This is a genomic window from Bradyrhizobium sp. MI1.10 (assembly GCF_055811035.1).
Window position 1 is genome coordinate 101194 of the sequence record NZ_JBVVPN010000014.1, and the last position, 18950, is coordinate 120143.

Consider the following 18950-nt stretch of genomic DNA (forward strand, 5'->3'; position numbering starts at 1 on the left):
AAGCAAGGGCCCGCTTAAACGACGATGCGCCTTCGGCTTCCCCATATGAGCTGGTCGTGGAGCTTGCCTGCGACCTTTCTGCTGTTCTTCGTCGCGGCCGGCGCGCCGTTTCCATTCGGCTCGACCAACGACCTGTCGATCGCGTTCTGGTGCCTGTGTCTCGGGATTGCCGTGATCTTCGCGCCGACGCGGGACTTGCGAAAGCCGCACATGTGGATGATCGCGGGCATCGGCGTCGTCGTCGCCGGCTACGCGTTCGTCTTGCACGAGCAGTTGTCCGACCACCCCTGGGTCGCGCCGTTCCAGCCGATCTGGAAGCAGGCGTCGGATCTGTTGGGCGTGCCGATCGCCCCCTCGGCGTCGATCGTCAAGAACGAGGCCTTCTTCGCGCTCGGCGCGCCGCTCGCCAACATTCTGGCGATCCTCCTCGGGATCACGGTCGGCGCGGACCGCGAGCGCGCCCGACGCATGTTGTGGGTCATCGCTGTCTCCGGAGCACTCTACGCGCTCTACGGCGTGCTCTCGTTCCTGATCGAGCCCACGCTGATCCTGTGGCGGGACAAGACCGCCTATCTCGGCAGCGTTACCGGCACCTTCATCAACCGCAACACCGCGGCGGCCTATTTTGGCTCCTGCGCCGTGATCTGGATGCTGTTGATCCTGGAGGGCGCCCGCCGCCGTTTTCCCGAGCGGCATCTCGAATGGAAGCGTCTGTGGCGTGATCTTGCCAACATTCCCGGCCGCGACATCCTCCCGCAGCTCGGAGCGCTGCTGATCTGCCTGATGGCGATGTTCATGACGACCTCGCGTGCCGGTGTCGCCCTTTCGCTGCTGGCCATGATCGTTGCGACGACCCTCTTCCTCAGAAAGGACTTGCCGCCGCGCACCGGCATATGGATCGCTTTGGGCTCGGGCGTGGTCGTTGCGCTTGGGCTGCTGCAACTGCTCGGCGGACAGGTTTCCAGCCGCTTCGACAGCCAGGGCCTGGTCGATGAGGGCCGGGTGGAGGCGTGGAAATCGACACTTCGGATCATTGCCGACAACCCCTGGTTCGGCACCGGCATGGGGACCTTTCAATGGGCGTTTCCGCCCTACCGCAGCCCGCACATCTCGATTCGTGGGGTCTGGGATGCCGCGCATTCGACCCCGCTGGAGCTCGCCTCGGAGGTCGGGATCCCGATGGCGCTTCTGGTCGCATTGGCTTGGGCGATCATGCTGGTCGTGCTTGGCAAGGGCGTGTTCGAGCGGCGGCGGGACGCCATCATCCCGCTCGCGGCGGCGGCGACCGCGACGCTGTCGCTGCTGCATTCCTGTCTCGACTTCACGCTCCAGGTCCCCGGCTACAGCATTCCGTTCTTTGCGCTTTTCGGCGCGGGGCTGGCCCAGTCCTTCCGCACGAGCGAGGTCTCCCAGCGCCCTGACGATGCGTCAGCGAGGCCAGCAGAAGATGGACGCAACACGGGTGCGCAGCGGGCCTCCCGCCGTATCACCGAGCTTCATAAAAGTGTCTAGATTTGAAGCAGTTGTGCCGTTTACGAAGTCTTTAGAATAAGTGGACAGCTGCTTCTACTTACAGTACGTTTCGCACTGCACAGCCATTTGCCCGGGCAGGGTAGCTGATATTTTGGAGGTTCATTATGAGCGTTATCAAGGTTGCGCTTCGTCTGGCTGCGGCCGCGGCGCTCGCCGCGACCCTTTCCACGGCCGCGAGCGCTGCCGTTTATCCGCCGCAGCGGCAGCTGGCGGCGCAAGTCATTTCCGATTTCAAGGGCTCCCCGAGCAGCCTGTTACAGCAATATCCGACCGGCGGCGCGCAGATGATCTCGCGCGTGCGTGATCTCGGCGCATCCGATCCGACGACGCTTCCGGCCCTGATCGCGCTGCTCAAGGATCCCGCGACGACCAAGGACCAGCTCCGCGCGATCGTCGGCGGCCTTGCCCAGGTCGCCCGCATGGCCGCGCAGAGCGACCAGGCGTTTGCCAGTGAAATCCAGGCCGCGATTGCCGGCACCAACAACCCCGACGTGATCGCCGCCTACCAGGCCGCAACCGGCGACGTCGCCATCGCGGCGACCGGCGGTGGTGGCGGCGGTGGCTCGGGCTCGGGCGGTCCGACTGGCAACGGCGGATTCCCGACCGGCGGATCGGGCGGCGGCGCCAGCGGGTTCGGCGGGCTGCACTCCGCCAACTCTGCCAGCACAACTGGCAGCGGCGGGGTTGGCGGCACAACGGTCAATCAGGTGAGCCCGCGCTGAGCCGTGCGTTAGAGAACTTTTTGTGAATTTCAGTAAAGCGGCGCCATCAGGCGCCGCTTTCGCGTTGCGCTGTTAACGTTCATGCGAATTGTTTCGTGGACGGCGCGTGTGCGCTGCATCAACGACATTCAACTTCAGATAACCCTGTGCTACTGTAGCGCGAGGCCTTGGGCATGAGACTTGCCTGAGCGCCGCGGGGCCATTGCCAGGCTTAAAATCCTTAGAGCGAAGCGCGGATTGATTTCAGGAACCGATAAATGTTGCAGGTGAACAAGCCGACCTCGGAGATCAACCGGGATTTCGCCGAGGACAGCTCGCCGTCCCAGACGCTGACCTCCTATCTCGACATCGTCCGCCGCCAGTTCCCGACCATCATCGCGATCGTGTCGGCTTGCGTGATCCTGGCGCTGCTCTATCTCTTCACTGCCGCGCCGCTGTTCACCTCGACTGCCGCGATGGTGATCGACACCCGCAAGGTGCAGCTGTTCCAACAGCAATCGGTGCTCGGCGATATCGCGGTCGATTCGGCAACCATCGAAACCCAGGTCGAGATCCTGAAATCCGAGAACATCAGCCTCGCCGTGATCCGCGACCTGCACCTCACCGAGGATCCGGAATTCAGCGGCAGCGGCGGCGGCCTTCTCGGCGCGATCACCGGCTCGGTCTCCGGCCTTTTCTCCTCCGGCCACGCGGCGTCCGAATTCGAACTGACGCGCAAGGCGTTGCAGCGGTTCGAGAGCAACCGCACCATCAAACGTCTTGGCCTGACCTATGTGATGGAGATCGGATTCACCTCGCGAGATCCTCAAAAAGCCGCGCGCATATCCAACGCCATTGCGGATTCCTACATCGTCGATCAGCTCGAGGCGAAGTACCAGGCGACGCGCCGCGCCAGCGTCTGGCTGCAGGACCGCATCAAGGAGCTGCGCATGCAGGCATCCGCAGCGCAGAAGTCGGTGGTGGATTTCAAGACTGCCAATAACATCGTTGACACCGGCGGAAGGCTGATGAACGAGCAGCAGCTCGCCGAGGTGAACAGCCAGCTCATCATGGCGCATGCCGCCACCGCCGAGGCCAAGGCGCGTCTCGACCGCATGAACGACATCCTCAAGCAGGAGATTCCGGACGCCAACGTTGCCGACGCGCTGAAGAACGAGACGATTGTCAAGCTGCGCGCGCAATATGTCGACATGGCGTCGAAGGAATCGATCTGGGCGATGAAATACGGCTCGGAACACTTGGCCGCCGTCAATTTGCGGCGGCAGATGGCGGAGATTAAAAAGAACATCACGGACGAGTTGAGGCGGATCCAGGAATCCTACAAGAGCGACTACGACATCGCGACGACACGCGAGGAAAGCATCAAGACCAGCCTTGCCAATGTCGTCTCGGAATCGCAGCTCACCAATCAGGCGCAAATCCAGCTCCGCGAGCTCGAGAGCACTGCGCAATCTTACCAGGCCATGTACGACAATTTCCTGCAGCGCTATATGGAAAGCGTGCAGCAGCAGTCCTTCCCGATCACCGAGGCGCGTGTCATCAGCGCGGCGACCACCCCGTTGGCCAAGAGCTCTCCGAAGTCGCTGGTTATCCTTGCTGCCGCGCTATTCGGCGGACTTCTTCTGAGCTTCGGCACCGCGATGGCACGCGAGCTTACCGACAAGGTGTTCCGCACCACTGGACAGATCGAGGAGCAACTCGGCGCGAACTGCGTTGCGATCCTGCCAGCGCTCGGGGCGACGGCCTCTTCCCCGGTGCTGCCGGGCAAGATCGGCCGGAAGAAGGCTAATCCCGAGCCGGATCTGCTGCGCTATGTCGTCGATCATCCGCTGTCGCGCTTCTCCGAGGCGGTGCGGTCGTTGAAGGTCGCAGTCGACCTCAACTCTATCGTGCGCGAGAACCGCGTGCTGGCGGTGACCTCGACCCTGCCCAACGAAGGCAAGAGCACGCTTTCGACCAACCTCGCGCAGCTCATCGCCCATGGCGGCGCCCGCGTGATCCTGGTCGATGCTGATCTGCGCAATCCCTCGCTGTCCCGCGCCCTGCTGCCGGATGCGAAAGCCGGCCTCGTCGACGTGGTCGCGCAACAGGCGCAGCTCGAGGATGTCGTCATGGTCGATCCGCAGACCGGGCTAGCGATGCTGCCCGCCGGCACCACCTCGAAGCTGCTGCACACCAACGAAGTTCTCGCCTCCAAGCCGATGCGCGATCTCGTCGCGCTGCTGCGTTCGAAATATGACTACGTCGTGCTCGACATGCCGCCGATGGCACCGGTAGTGGACGTGCGTGTCACCTCGCCCTTCGTCGATTCCTATGTATTCGTAGTTGAGTGGGGCAGAACTAAAATTGACGTAGTGCGCCATAACTTGCGCGGTGCGCCGGAGATCCAGGACAAGCTTCTGGGCGTCGTGCTGAACAAGGCCGATACCAAGCTTTTGGCGCGCTATGAATCCTATCACGGTCGCTATTACTATCAAAAATACTACGCGCGTTACGGGTATGTGGAGTAGCACGCAGAGTGTCTCATGTTGAGGGGCGCGCGAGGCTGGCATCTCGAAGTCCTCAGAGGGTTGATCATGCTCTCAGGTCTTCTGGGCGTGATCTGGGCTGGGGTCGTGCTGCCGGCGTTCTCCTCGACCCTCGCCGCGAAAGACGTGGTCGCGCGCATCTTGGCCGGAGCTCGCTTTAAGCCCGAGGTACTGATCGAGTTGCTGGCATCGCGGGAGAACAGGGAGTTTCTTTTCCAACGCAGCGAAACGGCGCGCTCAGAAGCTCTAATTCGGATTCAAATTGCCGATGCACGAAAGACCCCGGATGAAGCAGACAGCGATGCGGCTTTGGCGGAAGAGAGGCTGAGGTCGTCACTGGTACTCAACCCGCTCGATTCTTTCTTATGGCTAATGCAGTATTCACTTGAGATCACCCGCAACGGGTTCGATGCCCGAGCGGTCGGCTTTCTCAACCTGTCTTACTCGACCGGTCCGCACGAGGGCTGGATTGCGCTTCGGCGCAACAAGCTTGCACTCACCGTCTTTCCGACCTTGAGCGAGCCAATGCAGACGGAGGTGCTTGCGGAATTTGCAGGCATTGTGAACAGCGACTTTGTGGACGCTGCCGCACTCAATCTGGTTGGAGTGGGATGGGAACAGCGGGATCGTCTTCTGGCGAGCCTTGCAAATTCAAACCTTAGCCAGCGAGAGGCGCTAGCGAAGAAGTTGTTGCGTGAAGGCGTCAACGCGAGCGTGCCAGGCGTGGCAGTGGAGGACAAGCTATGGCGTTGATGACCAATGACCGGAGATTGACGGCAGGGCTTCTCGTCGTGCTCACAGCTTGGTTAGATGTTCCAACTGGTGCATTCGCGGAGTCAAATAATCCGGGCTCTAGGCTGACAGTTCAAGGCTCGGCAGACAGCTCTGGCTCTCCCGTCGTACGGGACGCTCTAGGTAAGCCGTGTCTAGATGTAGAAGCTGCGGCCCGAGCACATGTAGTCAATTCGAATTTGATCGACCACGTAGTTAGCATAAGAAATACATGCTCGCGGCTAATTAGGGTCAAAGTTTGTTATGCTGGATCTGACAGGTGCGTCGAAAACGCTCTCGGGAGCTTCAGTCGCACTGACATCCTGCTAGGTACAATGACGGGTGTTAAGAGGTTCAGATATATGATTTCTCAGAAGTAACTGGTTTGCGAGGCCGGCTAGCCACGAAGAGTACGTTCTTTGAGTTTCTGTGCGGGATTTCCAACGTATACCGCCCATGGCTGCAAATCTTTGAATGCAACCCCTCTAGCTCCAAGGACAGCACCTTCTCCCACTCGAACGCCTGGACCAACAAAGCACTCCGCAGCGATCCATGCCTTGTCTTCAATTACAATCGGGCTGGTAATGAGCTGAAAGTTTTTGTCGTTGATATCGTGGCTGCCCGCGCAAAGATGAGCACCTTGGGAAACCACTGCACGTTGTCCGACTCGAATTCGATCCTGACAATAGCAATTGACGCCCGGACCAATGGTGGCGTTCTCACCAATCTCCAAATAGGGAGGGTACCAAACACGAACGGAAGCGTGAACTCTTGCAGAGGGGTGGACATTGGCTCCGAAAGCTGTCAGCAGAAAAATTCTCCACTTATGAAAAGGAGGCGGGGTCCACCGCGCTAAGAGGAGCCATGAGATTTTCCAAGCTAGCCGGAATAACCGGTTTCCTAGCGAGAAGCTGGGACCGCCTTCCAATGGCTTACTTTGGCTCGCGTCTAAGAGCATGTGACGTCCTAGCTTATGGTAGTCCGATTATCGTACGACTGCTGCCGTACCGAACGCGTTTATTAGCCTCGTTACGTTTTGATCGATATCAAAGTGCTTCAGGAAGGCTAGACGTGCCTGCATCCGCATTTTTCGTTTTTCTTCGTGGGTCATGTTTACGAACTGTTCGAGCAACGAGCTGATTCCAGCTTCATTGTCCTTATCGACTAGTCCAGCTCCTTCTTCTCGAACTTCCCGCCAAATATTGACCTTATCCGTTATCAGTACCGGCTTGCCGCAGGCGAGCGCTTCAGCGACAACGATACCGAAGTTTTCTTGATGTGATGGAAGTACAAAAGCTTCGCAACCGTGAAATGCGCCCCATTTCTGAGCGCCCTCCAACATGCCAGGCCAGTGAATACGATCTGCGACATTGTGGCGAGCGGCTTGCTTCTTAAGTTGGGGAACCCAGCCATTTTGATCGGGGCCCGCCATAACGAGGTCGAGATCTGGAACCAAAGATGCGATCTTTGCAAAAGCCTCAATCAGCAGATCGCATCCTTTTTTAGGATGTATTCTGCTCAAGAAAAGAAGATAACGCCTGCCTTCCAACTGTGGTAGCTCGCGCCGAAACTCGCCAATCTGCGCCGCCGGATCGCCCTCAGTATCGGAGGTGCCATATCCGACCACGAGCTCGTTAGCTTTATACGGCCAGAACGCGTCCCTCGCGAGAACACGTTCTTCGTCGCAGGTGAACAAAACAGCGCGAGCCTTGGAGAGCAAAGGCCCCTCGTTGAACCACCACGAAATCTGCTTCAAAAGCGTCTTGAAGGGATAGGTTTTCCTGAACCACGGATCTAACATTCCGTGCGTAAACACGAAATAAGGGCGATCCATAGAAACGAGAGCCCGTCGAGCGGCAAAGGTCGAATAATTCCACAGGCCGTTCACAACCACGACGTCATAATGCGAGACGTTCGCTTTCAGCCAAGGGACCATCTTTGGGGTATATCCGTAATGCACCCACGGTAACCGTCTCCATCTAATGCGCGCTGCCGATTCCCTCGCGCCTAACGGATGAATCGGGATCGGACATGACTTCACCCAAGGAGCAGACGGATGATCGAGCGTAGCCAGTTCCCTGTGGTGCCCTAGCCGGGATAGCGCGACAGAGGATTTAAATATCCCCTCGATCGGTCCGCCGTAGCGTGGATCGGCCGTCGCAATAATGTGGAGAATTCTCAAGGCAGCTCGTTCGCTCGTTGACGATAACAATCCGATAGCTCCAAATTTTGCAAAATCAAGCTGGTCAAATCGAATAAATCAATTGGCGAGTAAGCTGCTGAATTTGGGCGCCGGCGAGACGTCGACCTTGAACTTGTCAATTCCTGTTAGGAAACCCAATTTACAGGAATCACGCGATCTTATGCAGGCCCGTAACTCGCCTAAGCTTTCCTCAGAACTCCAAATTTGCCGGTTCTCGCTCATCGTTCGAGCAGGCATGTAGCCTATAAGTAAACTTATTGTACCATTCAGAACGATATTGCTAGAAACATTGTTTCCCTCGGGTGAAAATGGATTCTGCTCCAGCAAACCAGCAAGCTCCGGATGTTTCTCGCGCCAGGGGGGCGAGGTAACGGGCATCCGATGGTATCTGCTTAGGACTTCCTGCCGGAGAGGCTCCCACTGATTCTGAAGCCCTCGACTATCGATAGTGAATGCTACCTTTTCGGGCTCGATGACTAGATTATGACGAATGAGATTGTCGCGACCACCACCTAACACTATAGACCGATTGACTCGATCAATTATGTTTCCCTCGATGGATGCGCCGCTGAATAGATCATCTAGGTAGATACCGACTATGAATGACTTGCCCTGGTGAAATCCAACGTCGTGCAAGTAGTTGGATCGGATTTGGACCCCGCGTTGTGTCCAATCTCGGCCCATATATATCGCCCCAGCGTCGTCGCTATCCCGGAGAACGTCAAAAATCTCATTTCGATCTATGGTATGGTCGTTGCCAGAGAGTACGATGCCAGAAGCGAAACCTCGGAAGATCTTGCATCGTTCGACCGTTATCCCGACGCCCTCGATCCTGACGCCTGCTTTATAGTCCCGACCCAACTGGCCGTATCGGGTGATAATCGAGTCTCGGATAATGTGATGCGCGGCAGAAAGCTTCATTCGATCGCCTCCGGTGAGCTTCACGCCGCCTTCGGCAGTATCTGAAATAATGGACCCTGATATCGTGACGTTCGAGCCGCCTTCCACGACTATTCCGGTCGCCCCTGCGAGACCAATGTAACAATCGACCAAAGCAACGTGGTGCGAGTCAACGATTCTCACCGCATCGGAAAGAGTCTTTTCAAAGATAACGTTCTTGACAATGATATGATGGGCATTCTCGATGACCAACAAGCTGGAGGTGCTTGAGACCTCTAGATTGGATCCGTCGCTGAACGGCACAACAAGAGCGTATCCTTCTCTCTCATTCAAAGCATACGTTCCGGGTTCATGAAGGTTCGAGAACAAGTTCTCGAGGAAGAGTCTGGGAGTTCTGTTGGAAGGTAGTGAAACCTTCGTTTGAACACTAAGCTTCGCAGGAGCTGTTGCTGTGGCGCGTAAAGTCTCGTAAGCCCAATCATAAGCCCAGTACCCATCGATCCATGGCGAGGGCTCTCTCGTTGCGTCAAAAGGGAAATCGTGGACTGCGAGTTCGCGCGTACCGTCGTCCCTCAGTTGCAGAAATTTTATGTTCTTCGCGAACGTTTGGTCGGGCCACCGGCTGAGCCTGAGTCTTTTACGGCCTTCAAAAATGTCGAATTGGCTATCTGCCGAGGCGTCGTAACGGCGCGGAGTGATAGAGCTATGAGTGGGTATTTCGAACACAGGCAAGTGTTGATATCCGCCCATTATGGAGCGTCGTTCCGAGGTGGCTAAAACTGCGACCGCCGGCCTCGCGCCGTTCAGCGACGTGGGAATGTCTTGACTGCCTTCAATTATTAACTCTCCTCCCTGATATCCAGAATCCTCTGCCGTAAGTCGAACCGCGTGATCGAGACGGAGCGAACCTGACGGCAACATCAGTCTAATTTCGCCCGTGATGCCCGCCGAGCGAATGGAACGAACCTTCGTCAACGCCTCTTCGATAGTCGATAAACGGCTGTGTTCTGAACCGGCTATGACCGTGTACTTTCCTATTTCTGACGCCCGAAGATCGCCGAAAGAGCCTCCTGCTAGTAGGAGGCCCAAACCGGTCGGCAACAGCCGTGTAATTGTAGGCACACTTAAGCGACGCCCTGAAATTATAACTGTCCTTACTTTGCGCGGTGCTGGTACTTTCGCCAGCGCGAAAGAATTGTAGATCATTACGCTCGACGCGATCATGAAAAATTTGTCTGGCGCAAAGAGCGCGCCATTTTGCATCGAGATGAGCATAAAGAACAAACGCATGTAACCGTCACGAGCCGATGCAAGATAGGTGAAAGCAACGAATGCTCCGAAGAAGCCAAAGTTGATGATCAAGTTAAGTAGCCCATTGTGCAGTACCTCAAGCCCAATGGTTCCGGCCTCGGGAATATCCATCTTGGCAAAGTGAAGAAACGGAATTCCGAAGAAATGGCCTGTAATCACTGTGGGGATGATTTTCAGGGGGACAATCAGCCGAACCATCCCGGATAGTTCCTGTTGAGTGCCCAAGTTTGTAAGCCTTACCAACAGCGAACTGTCGGCCAACGCCAAACCGATTCCGGTCGCCACCAACAACACGATGAATAGAAGATATTTAGCTGGATGTTTGCTCTGGCGAAGAAAGCAATAGCTAATAAAGACGAAAGCAGTGAGAAGTGCGGACAAGCTCGCGGATACGGCAATTGTCGAAATCGCGAGGCCCGCCACCATCTTGGCCTTGAAGCTATGCGTGAATGCTGGGCTTATGGCAAAGAGCAAGCACAAGCAGACGCCACCTAGATAAGAAGGTTCGCCAAACGTGGCTGCGGGGCGTAATTTCGAGTACAAGAGGTCCAAATATCCTGGGAGCGTGTTTGCGTTTTGGACGAATAAATCCGCTGGTATCCCAAAGTACACTCCGACCTGAAGGAAAGCCGCCTGGGCTATCGTCAAAGGAAGCAGCAGCCCAAACAAAAGCAGTAAAATGTTCACTGCTCGCGATGCTTCAAACTTCGAACCGTTAAAGCGCCAGTATACACATCCCGTTACGAGAAAAAAGAATACGGCTTCTCGGCATGTTCGAAGTATGTCTTCCGCATTCACGGATTCGAAAAGGAGCGTGGCCGACAGCATCACTGCAAGTGCAGCCAATCGCGGCGTTAACTTGGCGCGGAAGAGCAGGTTGAAGTTCCGGGGAAGGATTAGCAAGAAGACCGATCCAAAGCCTGCTACCGATAGGTAATATGTCGAACCTAGTTGAATGAATGGCAAGATAACCATTAAGCTCGCAAGTTGTGTCATGATCCAAAGCGCGCAATCTTAAGGTAACGCCACGTGAAATTTAGTATCCAAAGTGGGCCCCCAAACTGCCGGCAGAAATAGAGCCACTCTCGCGCCGGGATTCCTTTGGGATCAAGAACGATAAATCGCCAATTCTTCCATGTAAGACGCGATGTCGAGTCCTTGTACCGGTGGTTAATCTCCTGATATCCGACCGGGACTTTCATTTCTATGATTGCATAGCCCTTACGATGAGCTCGCAACCCGTAATCGTTGTCACCGAACGCATGACGATAGTGCTCGGAGTTGATGCCGACTTCGACGGCGGCGATGGCTGGTATAAGGACGCAATTCCCATTCATGGTACAGCATTCCATTTCAGCCTCTGAGAGCCGGCGGAATCGCAGCCTAGACACTCCGGGAGCCCGTCCATAGCCTCCATAGGAGACGTCCCCCGTCTTCGGGTCGATGGTTTTTCCGACTACAATCGTTCGAGAAGAATGCTTTGAGTAGAGATCGAGGATATCGGAAACAGCTCCTGCTCGAAGCTCGAGATCATCGTTTAGCCAGAGGTAGAAATCAGGTTCCGTTGCCATTGCGGTTTGCCATGAAAGCCTCATGCCGCCATTCCAGTAAAGGGAGCCGTTCCCGTCTATGATTTTGACATCAGGAAAGGCCTCGCTAACCGCTTGCGTGGTCCCATCCGTCGAACCGTCGTCTACTAGGTAAACTGTGTAAGCAGCAGAGCTTCCAATTGCGTCCGGCAATGCAGCGATGGCTGCTAATGTCAGGCTCTTTCGATTGTAGGAAGTTATTAAAACTGCTAGCCTTGGTCCGCAGATAGTGGACTCCATTCGTGTCACCATCTCTCTAATTAACTGGTCGCAGGCGAATTGCCTCATCGACCATCAACTGGTATCTCTGCGCAAATTCCCGTAGCTTGCTGACAGTCGCCGTCCCATCATTGGAAATAACCAAGTCACCGTTCTTGTCGCTTTCCATTACTTTTCTCATTGCGTGTATCAGTCCGGCACAATCATTTGGCTCGAAGTAGAGGGCCTGTTCTGGTTCCTGCTCGCGGTGAACGGGTATATCTGAGAGGATGATCCGTTTTTGAAGGGATTTGCTTTCCTCTACAGTTGTGCTCCAGCCTTCAAAGAAGGATGGATTTAGCATTGCGACAGAATTCTTCATCAAGCTGATCAGCTCTGGATATGGCACCAGACCAAGCACCACAAACCGATCCTCAATTCCGAGTTCTGCCACGCGGGCGATGAGATTTTGGAAGTGCTCTGGCTGTCTTCGGTCGGAAGTATGCCCAGTTAACAGCACGAGCGGCGCATCACCGTCGCTTTTCATGCGGCCAAGAGCTTCGACGACGATGCTGTGATTCTTATGAGCCCAAAACTGATTTGGCAAATGTATGTATCTCTCTTGGAAGCCATACTTCTTCTGAAGGGCCTCGCGCGAAACTGTTGGTGCTGCTTTTGAGAGACCGGAGACGAAATGAAGTACGCGCGCTTTGTGAGCTGTCTCAGGAGCAAATTTCTTCAGGTCAGTTTCGGCATCATGGCTGCTAAGTAGGATAATTGTTGCCTCCCGAGCGTAACGACCATAGCCCCGATCGCGTGCAGCCACCTCTTCAGTCGAAAAGAAGTGAGGCATTCGCCGATGTTGGAAATCGGCGATCCAGCAAATTGTCGGTATGGTTGCGCGCTGTCCTAGAGGTCCAGAATGGGAAAGCACATCGATCTTGTGAGCGCGCAAGAGCTGTTGCATAGGGGCGTCGGCGCCGAGAATCAGACTTGAGAGCTTACGGACGACTCGCCGGGCGCCATTTTCCTTTATCCAGGGTGTGCGCACGATCTCCACGTCCGGAAAAGCGGAAAGCCTTTCAGGCGCCATTTGTTCTGGCACAAAAAGAACAGGCTCAACGCGACGGTCTGGGAGAGTCATTACAGCTTGAATAAGGTTAGCGAGATAGTTTACTCCGCCGATCCAGCTGTCGTCGGTGTAAGCAAGTACAAATCCTACACGATTCATAGGGCGTTCTCTTTAAACCACAACGCGTACGTCTTGAGATCTGTCATCAGATCGTGGTGGGGGCGCCAACCCCAGCTAAGAGTATCGGATATGTCGGCACAAAGGTTAATTGGATCGCCAGCTCGCGCGAGGCCGGAAAAGCGCGGTTTTGCCGTGACTCCTAGTGCTTTGGCGAGTTCCTCGACTATTGGGCGTACAGCAATCCCCTTGCCTGTTCCTCCGTTTACAGTTGGACATGCGGGAGAAGCATTTTCAGCGGCGAAGGCCATTAGCTGAGCGGCGTCTTCAACATGAATCCAATCTCGTGTTTCCTCTCCCGTTCCGGAGAAGTTCAGGTCATCACGTAAAAGTCGACGACTAGCGTCCCAAAGTAATTGTTTACGCAGGCCAACCCCATAAACCGAGAAGAATCTTACGAGCGCCACCGATACCTGAGAGTGATGCGCATAGGAACGACAGAGGTCCTCTGCGATTTTCTTGTGGACTCCGTAAGAGGATATAGGCGTGAGCGGAGCAACCGGGGCGATCGGCTGGCGCTCTACCAAGCCATACACTGCGGCGCTTGAGGGAAGTACCAGACGGGCTCCAAGTGCCTGTACGCGGATGAACTCCAGCACGGCTAATGTGGTTGAAACTGTACGCTGATAGTCTTGATATGGATTGCTCAGGGAGTACGCTACCGATCCACTACCGGCGCAATGGAAAACCGCGGTTGGTAATCCCCCATACGTCAGCAGGTTTTCGAGACTTACATCGGCATTGTGCCACTCGGACAATCCATAAAGCCGCCATTCCTCTCTTGCCCAAGCGCCGTGTCCCAAGCCGATAACCTCGTAACCCCGCGCGGAGAGGGTGCGCGCAACATGTCGACCGAGAAAGCCGAAAGCTCCAGTAACTAGAACGCGCAGATTGTCCGACCTGCCTGCATCGAGAGAACTGTTCATGGTTCGGAAACCCCAACTTGGCGAGCAGGATTGCCGGCAACTATCGTGTAGGCCGGAACGTCCTTTGTAACCAGAGTGCAAGCGCCGACGATCGCACCTTTTCCTATGGTCACGCCCTTGAGAATGCTGGATCCAAATCCAATCCAAGAGTCGTCCTCAATGAGGATGGGGCTCGTGGGCACATCTCGCAGTGCGGGGGGATGGCCTGATTTAAATATATTTAGAAAGTGTTCATGACGACCAGCGGCGGACAGCGCATGTGAATTGCTATCGTGAATGTTAACACCGTGCGAGATCAAAACTCTGTCGCCGATCGTTACTGAGCTCGCCGACCATATGTAGCTATTCTCGCCAATGAAACAGAAAGAACCAATCTTTACGTTGCCTCCGTGAGGGTAGACTTCGACTCGACCCAGCATTCGGGTCTGTGAGCCGATGTCGATGTTGGTTGGGCATCCCGTGTTGCTGATCCGTGCCGAAGGATAAAGAACCGCCCCCGGTCCCAGGTTGCACCGTCTCTTCATGCCTTGCAGCTTGGCGAATTCTTCAAGCGTCGCCGGAACTCTAACCAGCCGGGAGATCAAGCGAAGTGGATAGTTTATTGTACGGCCAGTCAAGTTCCGCCTCCAGATCGGGTCGCGTTCCGAACGAGTTTTGGTAGGACAATCGCGTACGGAATTAGTGCAAAGAGGAAATAAGAAACGATCGTTCCCCAAACCACTCCAGCCGTACCCAGCCTGGGAATTAAAAAGAGCTTCAGGCCGATCGCGCTTGCACCTGTTAAAGTTGCGATGATTATCTGCGTCGTTACTACACCAGCGCCATTCAAGAATGGAGACAGTGCGCTAGCAGCGACTTCCAATACCTTCCAGATGCCCAATCCAACCAACAACGTGAGCGAGGGCGACACTGCGTCTCCGACCCATAACTTGAGCAAGCTAGGTGCAGCAATCATGAGCAATCCGGAGACGACTGCGGCAAGAGCCACGGTGATTAGAAGGGAGCGTTTCAAAGTGCGCGAAACCCATTGACCGTCCCCTCGGGCAATGGCTTCGCCGTAAGCTGGCCAAAGCGGAGATAATACCATTGAAAGAAGTATCGTAATTGCGCTGAACAGGCGCTCCGGAACGGCATACTGCGTAACCGCGGTAGGCCCGATAAGTTGGGCGATGATCAGATTGTCAGAGGCGAAGGCAATTGAGGCCACAACTTGCAGGACAAAAAAGAGCGAACCGACTCGTGCAATACGTTTCGCTGCGATCCAAGAAATAAAATGGTAGGACGGACGGATTTCAGGACGAAGCTGACCGAAAAAGAGAGCACTGTTCGAGAGAGCGGCAACGAGCGGCGCGCCTGCAAAGGCGAGAATCAGCCAAGGAAGCCCGCCCTCAAGTCGTATAGCCAATAACAGGCCGGCTAGTCCCAGGAGACTGCCAACTACTTGCCAGGCGTTTGCGAGGAACCCTTGCTGTAAGCCGATCTGAACACGTTGAACGACACTGAGCGGAATAGCCAGAGCGAAACAGGATGCAAAAACAGCGATCGCAGGCCCCGATTCAGCTACGGCAGAGGGTGTTTCAACATTGAAAAGGCGGTGCCATGGCACAATCGCGTACGCTCCAGCAAAGGTCGCAAAGAGTAATACCGAAATTGTGCACAGCGCAAAGAATGCGCTGGATACCGAGGCTCGTATCGCATTCTGGTCATTTCTTCCGGATGCGATTGCAACGGCATTAAGGACTCCGTTGCCAATCCCCAAGTCGGCAAATGAGAGCATTGCAAGAAGCGAACTAATCGTGAGCCATATGCCGTAGCGTTCAGGTCCTAAATAAGTTAGCGTTAAGGGTATAGAAATGAGCGCCGAGCCTATGGAAATGACCTTCGCAACCCCCGCAGAGAGGGCCGAAAGGGCGACCCGACGAACTCGCTCGGAAGCGCGATCTTCGGTGCTTAGCAGATGCAGATCGCGCAGCCTAAATAATGCCGAAAGGCGGGCCGGAAATGCAAGCGAAGTGAAGCGACTTACCATCTGTCAGTATCGAGAGCTTTGCTAAAGTGGGTGCCGCTCTAGCGTCCACATTGATTCAGTAAGCTCCCGACCAACCAAATGCCACGAATACGGTCTTCAGTAGTATCGTCGCATCCAGCCGCAAGCTCCAATTATTGATGTACCACAGATCATGCTCCACGCGCTGCTGCATAAGCTCGAGCGCGCGGGTTTCTCCGCGGTAACCATTAACCTGGGCCCAGCCGGTGATGCCGGGCTTGACGTGGTGGCGGTAGGCGTAGTTGCCGATGATTTGCTCATATTCGGTGTTGTGCGCGGCCGCGTGCGGGCGGGGGCCGACCAGCGACATGTCGCCCTTGAGCACGTTGAAGAGCTGCGGCAGCTCGTCGATCGACGTCCTGCGCAGCCATTTGCCGATGGCGGTCACGCGCGGGTCGTTCTTCTGCGCCTGCACGATTTTCGGGCCGTCCTCGAGCACGCGCATGGTGCGGAATTTGTAGATCTTGAAGGCGCGGCCGTTAAAGCCGTTGCGGGTCTGGCGGAAGAACACCGGCCCCTTCGAGGTCGCCTTGATCAGCACGGCGGTCACCAGCATCACGGGGGCGAACACGATCAGCGCCAGGGCCGTGCCGGCAAGGTCGAGCGTGCGCTTGAGCGCGCGTTCGTTCCGGGACAGCGGGGCGCGGCGCAGCTCCGCGGTGAAGGTGTTGCCGGTCGATTGCAGCGGATAGCGCAGGAAGCGCGCGGCGTGGGCATCGGGCACCAGATGCACGGGAACGGGCAGGATCTTCAGCGCGTCCAGGATGCTGTCGATCGCGTGCTGCCGGCTCCAGCTCATCAGCAGGAAGATGTGCTCGACCCGGTTCTCGCGCGCATAGGCGATCAGCTCGTCAAAGCGCGGCGCGATCGCCGACAGCAGCAGCGGCGAGGCGAGGTCGGCGGAGCGGATCTCCATGATCCGCATCAGGCGATAGCCGTGCTGGGCGAGATCCTTCATGGTGTTGGACGCCGCCGGCAGCCCGAATTCGGCGATCATCACCGCGCGACTGTTGGCGAACGCGCCGGTCGCAAGCGCCTTGGCGGTCCAGCGCCCGGCCGCCAGCTTCCAGGCCAGCAGCACCGTGAGGCCGACCAGGTAGAACGAGAGCGTGGTGCCGCGGGAAAACTCCTCGCTGACCTTCATGGTGAAGGCGATCGCCAGCAGCGCGCCGAACAGCCCGGTCCACGTCGTCAGCGTCATCCGGAAGCTGCGCGGCAGGGCGGTGATCGCCTTCAGGCGGTAGCCATGCTGCACTATGATCAGAAGGATGAAATTTAATGCAACCAGCACGCTCGCCGCTGCGTACACCTCGGCCTTGCCGACGACGCCCGCGGTGGCGAGATGGTAGGCCACCGAGCACCCGATGCCGCTGGTCACGATCAGAATCACGTCGACGACCATCACCACCCGTTCCACAACCTCGGGTCGCATCCAACGCGAGGAAAAATGTGTAGATGCGGCAGGAGCTTGCTCGACCACACGAACTTCGCCTGGCGAATCAGAGGGCGGCACCGGCCGCGTGGAAAGAAGTGTCATCCTGCCCCAAGCTCACGATAATAAATTTCACGATCCAAAAGCGCCGTGCTATCGGCCAAAGCCGCTGCTAAAACAAGACGAAGGAAAAAGTAACCTTACCCCACCAGCTTGACTGTAGCGCATGTTGCCTCGGTTGATATGTTAAATCTCACAACTTGTCAGGACGTTTCTCAGTGCCGCGAACCCGGTCCCGGCGGTCATCCAGGCAGAGATCGACCAGTTACGTTGCCGTGGGCCTTGCTGCTGTTGCGCTCCTGGGCACCGTGCTCCTCGTTCTGCGCCCCGATTCAACGCCGCTCCGAACATCAACGGCATCCCGGGCTGCGGGAGTAAAGCTCCTGTTGGATGGCTCCTATGGCGCGCGTTTTGCCGGCGAGCTGAGCGCCCTGAAGCAGGGATATTTCGCTTCCCCGGTGCAACTGGTGGCCAATCCCGACGCCTCCGACTTCGTCGAGAACGTCGCACGCCAACATGCCATCGGCGTGACGACCGGACAGAAGTTTTTGCTGGCAGCCTGGCGTGGCGCTCCTGTGACCTCTGTCGCCGCGAGCTTCTTGGACACGTCTGTCGCGATTTTCACGCTGGAAAGTTCGGGATTGCGGCGTCCCGCCGACCTGGTCGGAAAACGGTTGGGCTACCGCAAAGGCGGCGAAGGGGAGGTGATTTTCGATGCGATGATGGCCCAACTCGGTCTCCCGCGCAGCCAAATCACCAAAGTGCCCGACCATGATAGCTTCGACGCTCTGCAAGCCCATGACGTGGACGCGATCATTGCCGCCCTCGATGACCAACCGGATCGCTCCGGGCAGGATTTTGTAAAGCTGAATGTCATCAGACCCCAAGACTACGGCATCCATGTTCCCGGACTGGTCTATTTTGCGAGCAACGATCTTATTCATGACCAGCCATCTGTGATCGCCGATGTCCTTCAGGGGCTCATTCGAGGATGGCAATTCGCCTATGCCGATTATGCACGGAGCGTGCCTGTTCTAGTTGGCTTTGATCCAGCAAGGCTGAATTCCGAGAGGTTAAGGTTCGAGCTGCAGCAACAGCGCGCCCTTGTCCTGCCGACGGGAGGGCGCATCGCGGACTATGACGAAAGTCGGTGGAGGACCCTTCGGGATATTCTTATGTTCGCCAAGCTCGGAGAGGAGGAGGTGCCCCTGGCGCAGACCGTCAACTACCAATTCCTTCGCGATGTGTACCGCCGTTCGCCTGACCTTGCTGCCTCTGGGGGGACGAACACCGAGAAATAGAACCGAGAAGCCACAGTTCTGCGCCATATTGCTTCAAAACTCTGGTCCACGCTGTGGCACCGGTTGCCTTCATCCGAGGCCTTGATAAACTCGAAGTACTATATGGGCTGGTTCGCGGGGTGGTGCTGATCCTGGTCCCGTCGGTCAGGTTATTGGCGGGAGTTGCGCAGGTGCTGGATC

14 protein-coding genes are annotated in these 18950 nt (G+C 56.4%); 5 read left to right on the top strand and 9 right to left on the bottom strand.

Annotated features, from left to right (window positions below; translation table 11 throughout):
* Positions 1–45: 45 nt before the first annotated feature.
* The 4 genes from AC0L3K_RS16750 (at position 46) to AC0L3K_RS16765 (ending at position 5536) form a co-directional block, all read left to right on the top strand.
* Positions 46–1512 carry an O-antigen ligase family protein gene (locus AC0L3K_RS16750; protein WP_473366397.1) on the top strand — a complete coding sequence of 489 codons (1467 nt, stop codon included), beginning with the start codon at positions 46–48 and terminating at the stop codon, positions 1510–1512.
* A 125-nt stretch (positions 1513–1637) separates the two neighbouring features.
* Complete coding sequence (locus AC0L3K_RS16755; RefSeq protein ID WP_473366398.1) at positions 1638–2255, top strand: hypothetical protein; 618 nt, start codon at positions 1638–1640, stop codon at positions 2253–2255.
* A gap of 257 nt (positions 2256–2512) precedes the next feature.
* A complete protein-coding gene (locus AC0L3K_RS16760; protein ID WP_473366399.1) occupies positions 2513–4765 on the top strand; it encodes a polysaccharide biosynthesis tyrosine autokinase in 2253 nt (750 codons plus the stop codon).
* Between the two features lie 66 nt (positions 4766–4831).
* On the top strand, positions 4832–5536 hold the full coding sequence (locus AC0L3K_RS16765) for a hypothetical protein (RefSeq protein ID WP_473366400.1): 705 nt from the start codon (positions 4832–4834) through the stop codon (positions 5534–5536).
* A gap of 415 nt (positions 5537–5951) precedes the next feature.
* On the opposite strand, the gene AC0L3K_RS16770 is transcribed toward AC0L3K_RS16765, so the two are convergent.
* From AC0L3K_RS16770 to AC0L3K_RS16810, 9 genes are read right to left on the bottom strand one after another with little or no spacing between them, the layout of a single operon-like run.
* Positions 5952–6512 (bottom strand): LbetaH domain-containing protein, encoded by a 561-nt coding sequence (locus tag AC0L3K_RS16770; protein ID WP_473366401.1) that lies wholly within the window; start codon positions 6510–6512, stop codon positions 5952–5954.
* A 27-nt stretch (positions 6513–6539) separates the two neighbouring features.
* Entirely contained in the window at positions 6540–7766 is a 1227-nt protein-coding gene (locus AC0L3K_RS16775) for a glycosyltransferase (protein ID WP_473366402.1), read from the bottom strand.
* A gap of 48 nt (positions 7767–7814) precedes the next feature.
* Complete coding sequence (locus AC0L3K_RS16780) at positions 7815–10964, bottom strand: right-handed parallel beta-helix repeat-containing protein (protein ID WP_473366403.1); 3150 nt, start codon at positions 10962–10964, stop codon at positions 7815–7817.
* Positions 10961–11797, bottom strand: coding sequence for a glycosyltransferase family 2 protein (locus tag AC0L3K_RS16785; protein WP_473366404.1), 837 nt, complete (start codon positions 11795–11797; stop codon positions 10961–10963). Before AC0L3K_RS16785 ends, AC0L3K_RS16780 begins: the two co-directional genes overlap by 4 nt.
* 16 nt (positions 11798–11813) lie before the next feature.
* Positions 11814–12986: a glycosyltransferase family 4 protein gene (locus AC0L3K_RS16790; protein ID WP_473366405.1), complete on the bottom strand. Its 1173-nt coding sequence runs from the start codon at positions 12984–12986 to the stop codon at positions 11814–11816.
* Positions 12983–13930, bottom strand: coding sequence for an NAD-dependent epimerase/dehydratase family protein (locus tag AC0L3K_RS16795; protein ID WP_473366406.1), 948 nt, complete (start codon positions 13928–13930; stop codon positions 12983–12985). The genes AC0L3K_RS16790 and AC0L3K_RS16795 overlap by 4 nt, the downstream gene beginning before the upstream one ends.
* Complete coding sequence (locus AC0L3K_RS16800) at positions 13927–14547, bottom strand: acyltransferase (protein ID WP_473366407.1); 621 nt, start codon at positions 14545–14547, stop codon at positions 13927–13929. The genes AC0L3K_RS16795 and AC0L3K_RS16800 overlap by 4 nt, the downstream gene beginning before the upstream one ends.
* The gene (locus AC0L3K_RS16805; RefSeq protein WP_473366408.1) at positions 14544–15959 is read right to left on the bottom strand and encodes a lipopolysaccharide biosynthesis protein; all 1416 of its coding nucleotides are present in this window, start codon (positions 15957–15959) and stop codon (positions 14544–14546) included. The genes AC0L3K_RS16800 and AC0L3K_RS16805 overlap by 4 nt, the downstream gene beginning before the upstream one ends.
* A 55-nt stretch (positions 15960–16014) precedes the next feature.
* Positions 16015–17379 (bottom strand): undecaprenyl-phosphate glucose phosphotransferase, encoded by a 1365-nt coding sequence (locus tag AC0L3K_RS16810; RefSeq protein ID WP_473366453.1) that lies wholly within the window; start codon positions 17377–17379, stop codon positions 16015–16017.
* A gap of 476 nt (positions 17380–17855) precedes the next feature.
* On the opposite strand from AC0L3K_RS16810, the gene AC0L3K_RS16815 reads away from it, so the two are divergent.
* Positions 17856–18770, top strand: a complete 915-nt coding sequence (locus AC0L3K_RS16815; protein WP_473366409.1) for an ABC transporter substrate-binding protein — start codon at positions 17856–17858, stop codon at positions 18768–18770.
* The last annotated feature ends 180 nt before the right edge of the window (positions 18771–18950 follow it).

What these genes read in the sequence shown, in the direction of transcription:
- AC0L3K_RS16755 (WP_473366398.1), top strand. Translation starts at nt 1,638, where the DNA reads ATGAGCGTTATCAAGGTTGCGCTTCGTCTGGCTGCGGCCGCGGCGCTC.
- AC0L3K_RS16760 (WP_473366399.1), top strand. Translation starts at nt 2,513, where the DNA reads ATGTTGCAGGTGAACAAGCCGACCTCGGAGATCAACCGGGATTTCGCC.
- AC0L3K_RS16810 (WP_473366453.1), bottom strand. Translation starts at nt 17,379, where the DNA reads ATGGTCGTCGACGTGATTCTGATCGTGACCAGCGGCATCGGGTGCTCG.
- AC0L3K_RS16765 (WP_473366400.1), top strand. Translation starts at nt 4,832, where the DNA reads ATGCTCTCAGGTCTTCTGGGCGTGATCTGGGCTGGGGTCGTGCTGCCG.
- AC0L3K_RS16770 (WP_473366401.1), bottom strand. Translation starts at nt 6,512, where the DNA reads ATGCTCTTAGACGCGAGCCAAAGTAAGCCATTGGAAGGCGGTCCCAGC.
- AC0L3K_RS16805 (WP_473366408.1), bottom strand. Translation starts at nt 15,959, where the DNA reads ATGGTAAGTCGCTTCACTTCGCTTGCATTTCCGGCCCGCCTTTCGGCA.
- AC0L3K_RS16785 (WP_473366404.1), bottom strand. Translation starts at nt 11,797, where the DNA reads ATGGAGTCCACTATCTGCGGACCAAGGCTAGCAGTTTTAATAACTTCC.
- AC0L3K_RS16750 (WP_473366397.1), top strand. Translation starts at nt 46, where the DNA reads ATGAGCTGGTCGTGGAGCTTGCCTGCGACCTTTCTGCTGTTCTTCGTC.
- AC0L3K_RS16780 (WP_473366403.1), bottom strand. Translation starts at nt 10,964, where the DNA reads ATGACACAACTTGCGAGCTTAATGGTTATCTTGCCATTCATTCAACTA.
- AC0L3K_RS16790 (WP_473366405.1), bottom strand. Translation starts at nt 12,986, where the DNA reads ATGAATCGTGTAGGATTTGTACTTGCTTACACCGACGACAGCTGGATC.
- AC0L3K_RS16795 (WP_473366406.1), bottom strand. Translation starts at nt 13,930, where the DNA reads ATGAACAGTTCTCTCGATGCAGGCAGGTCGGACAATCTGCGCGTTCTA.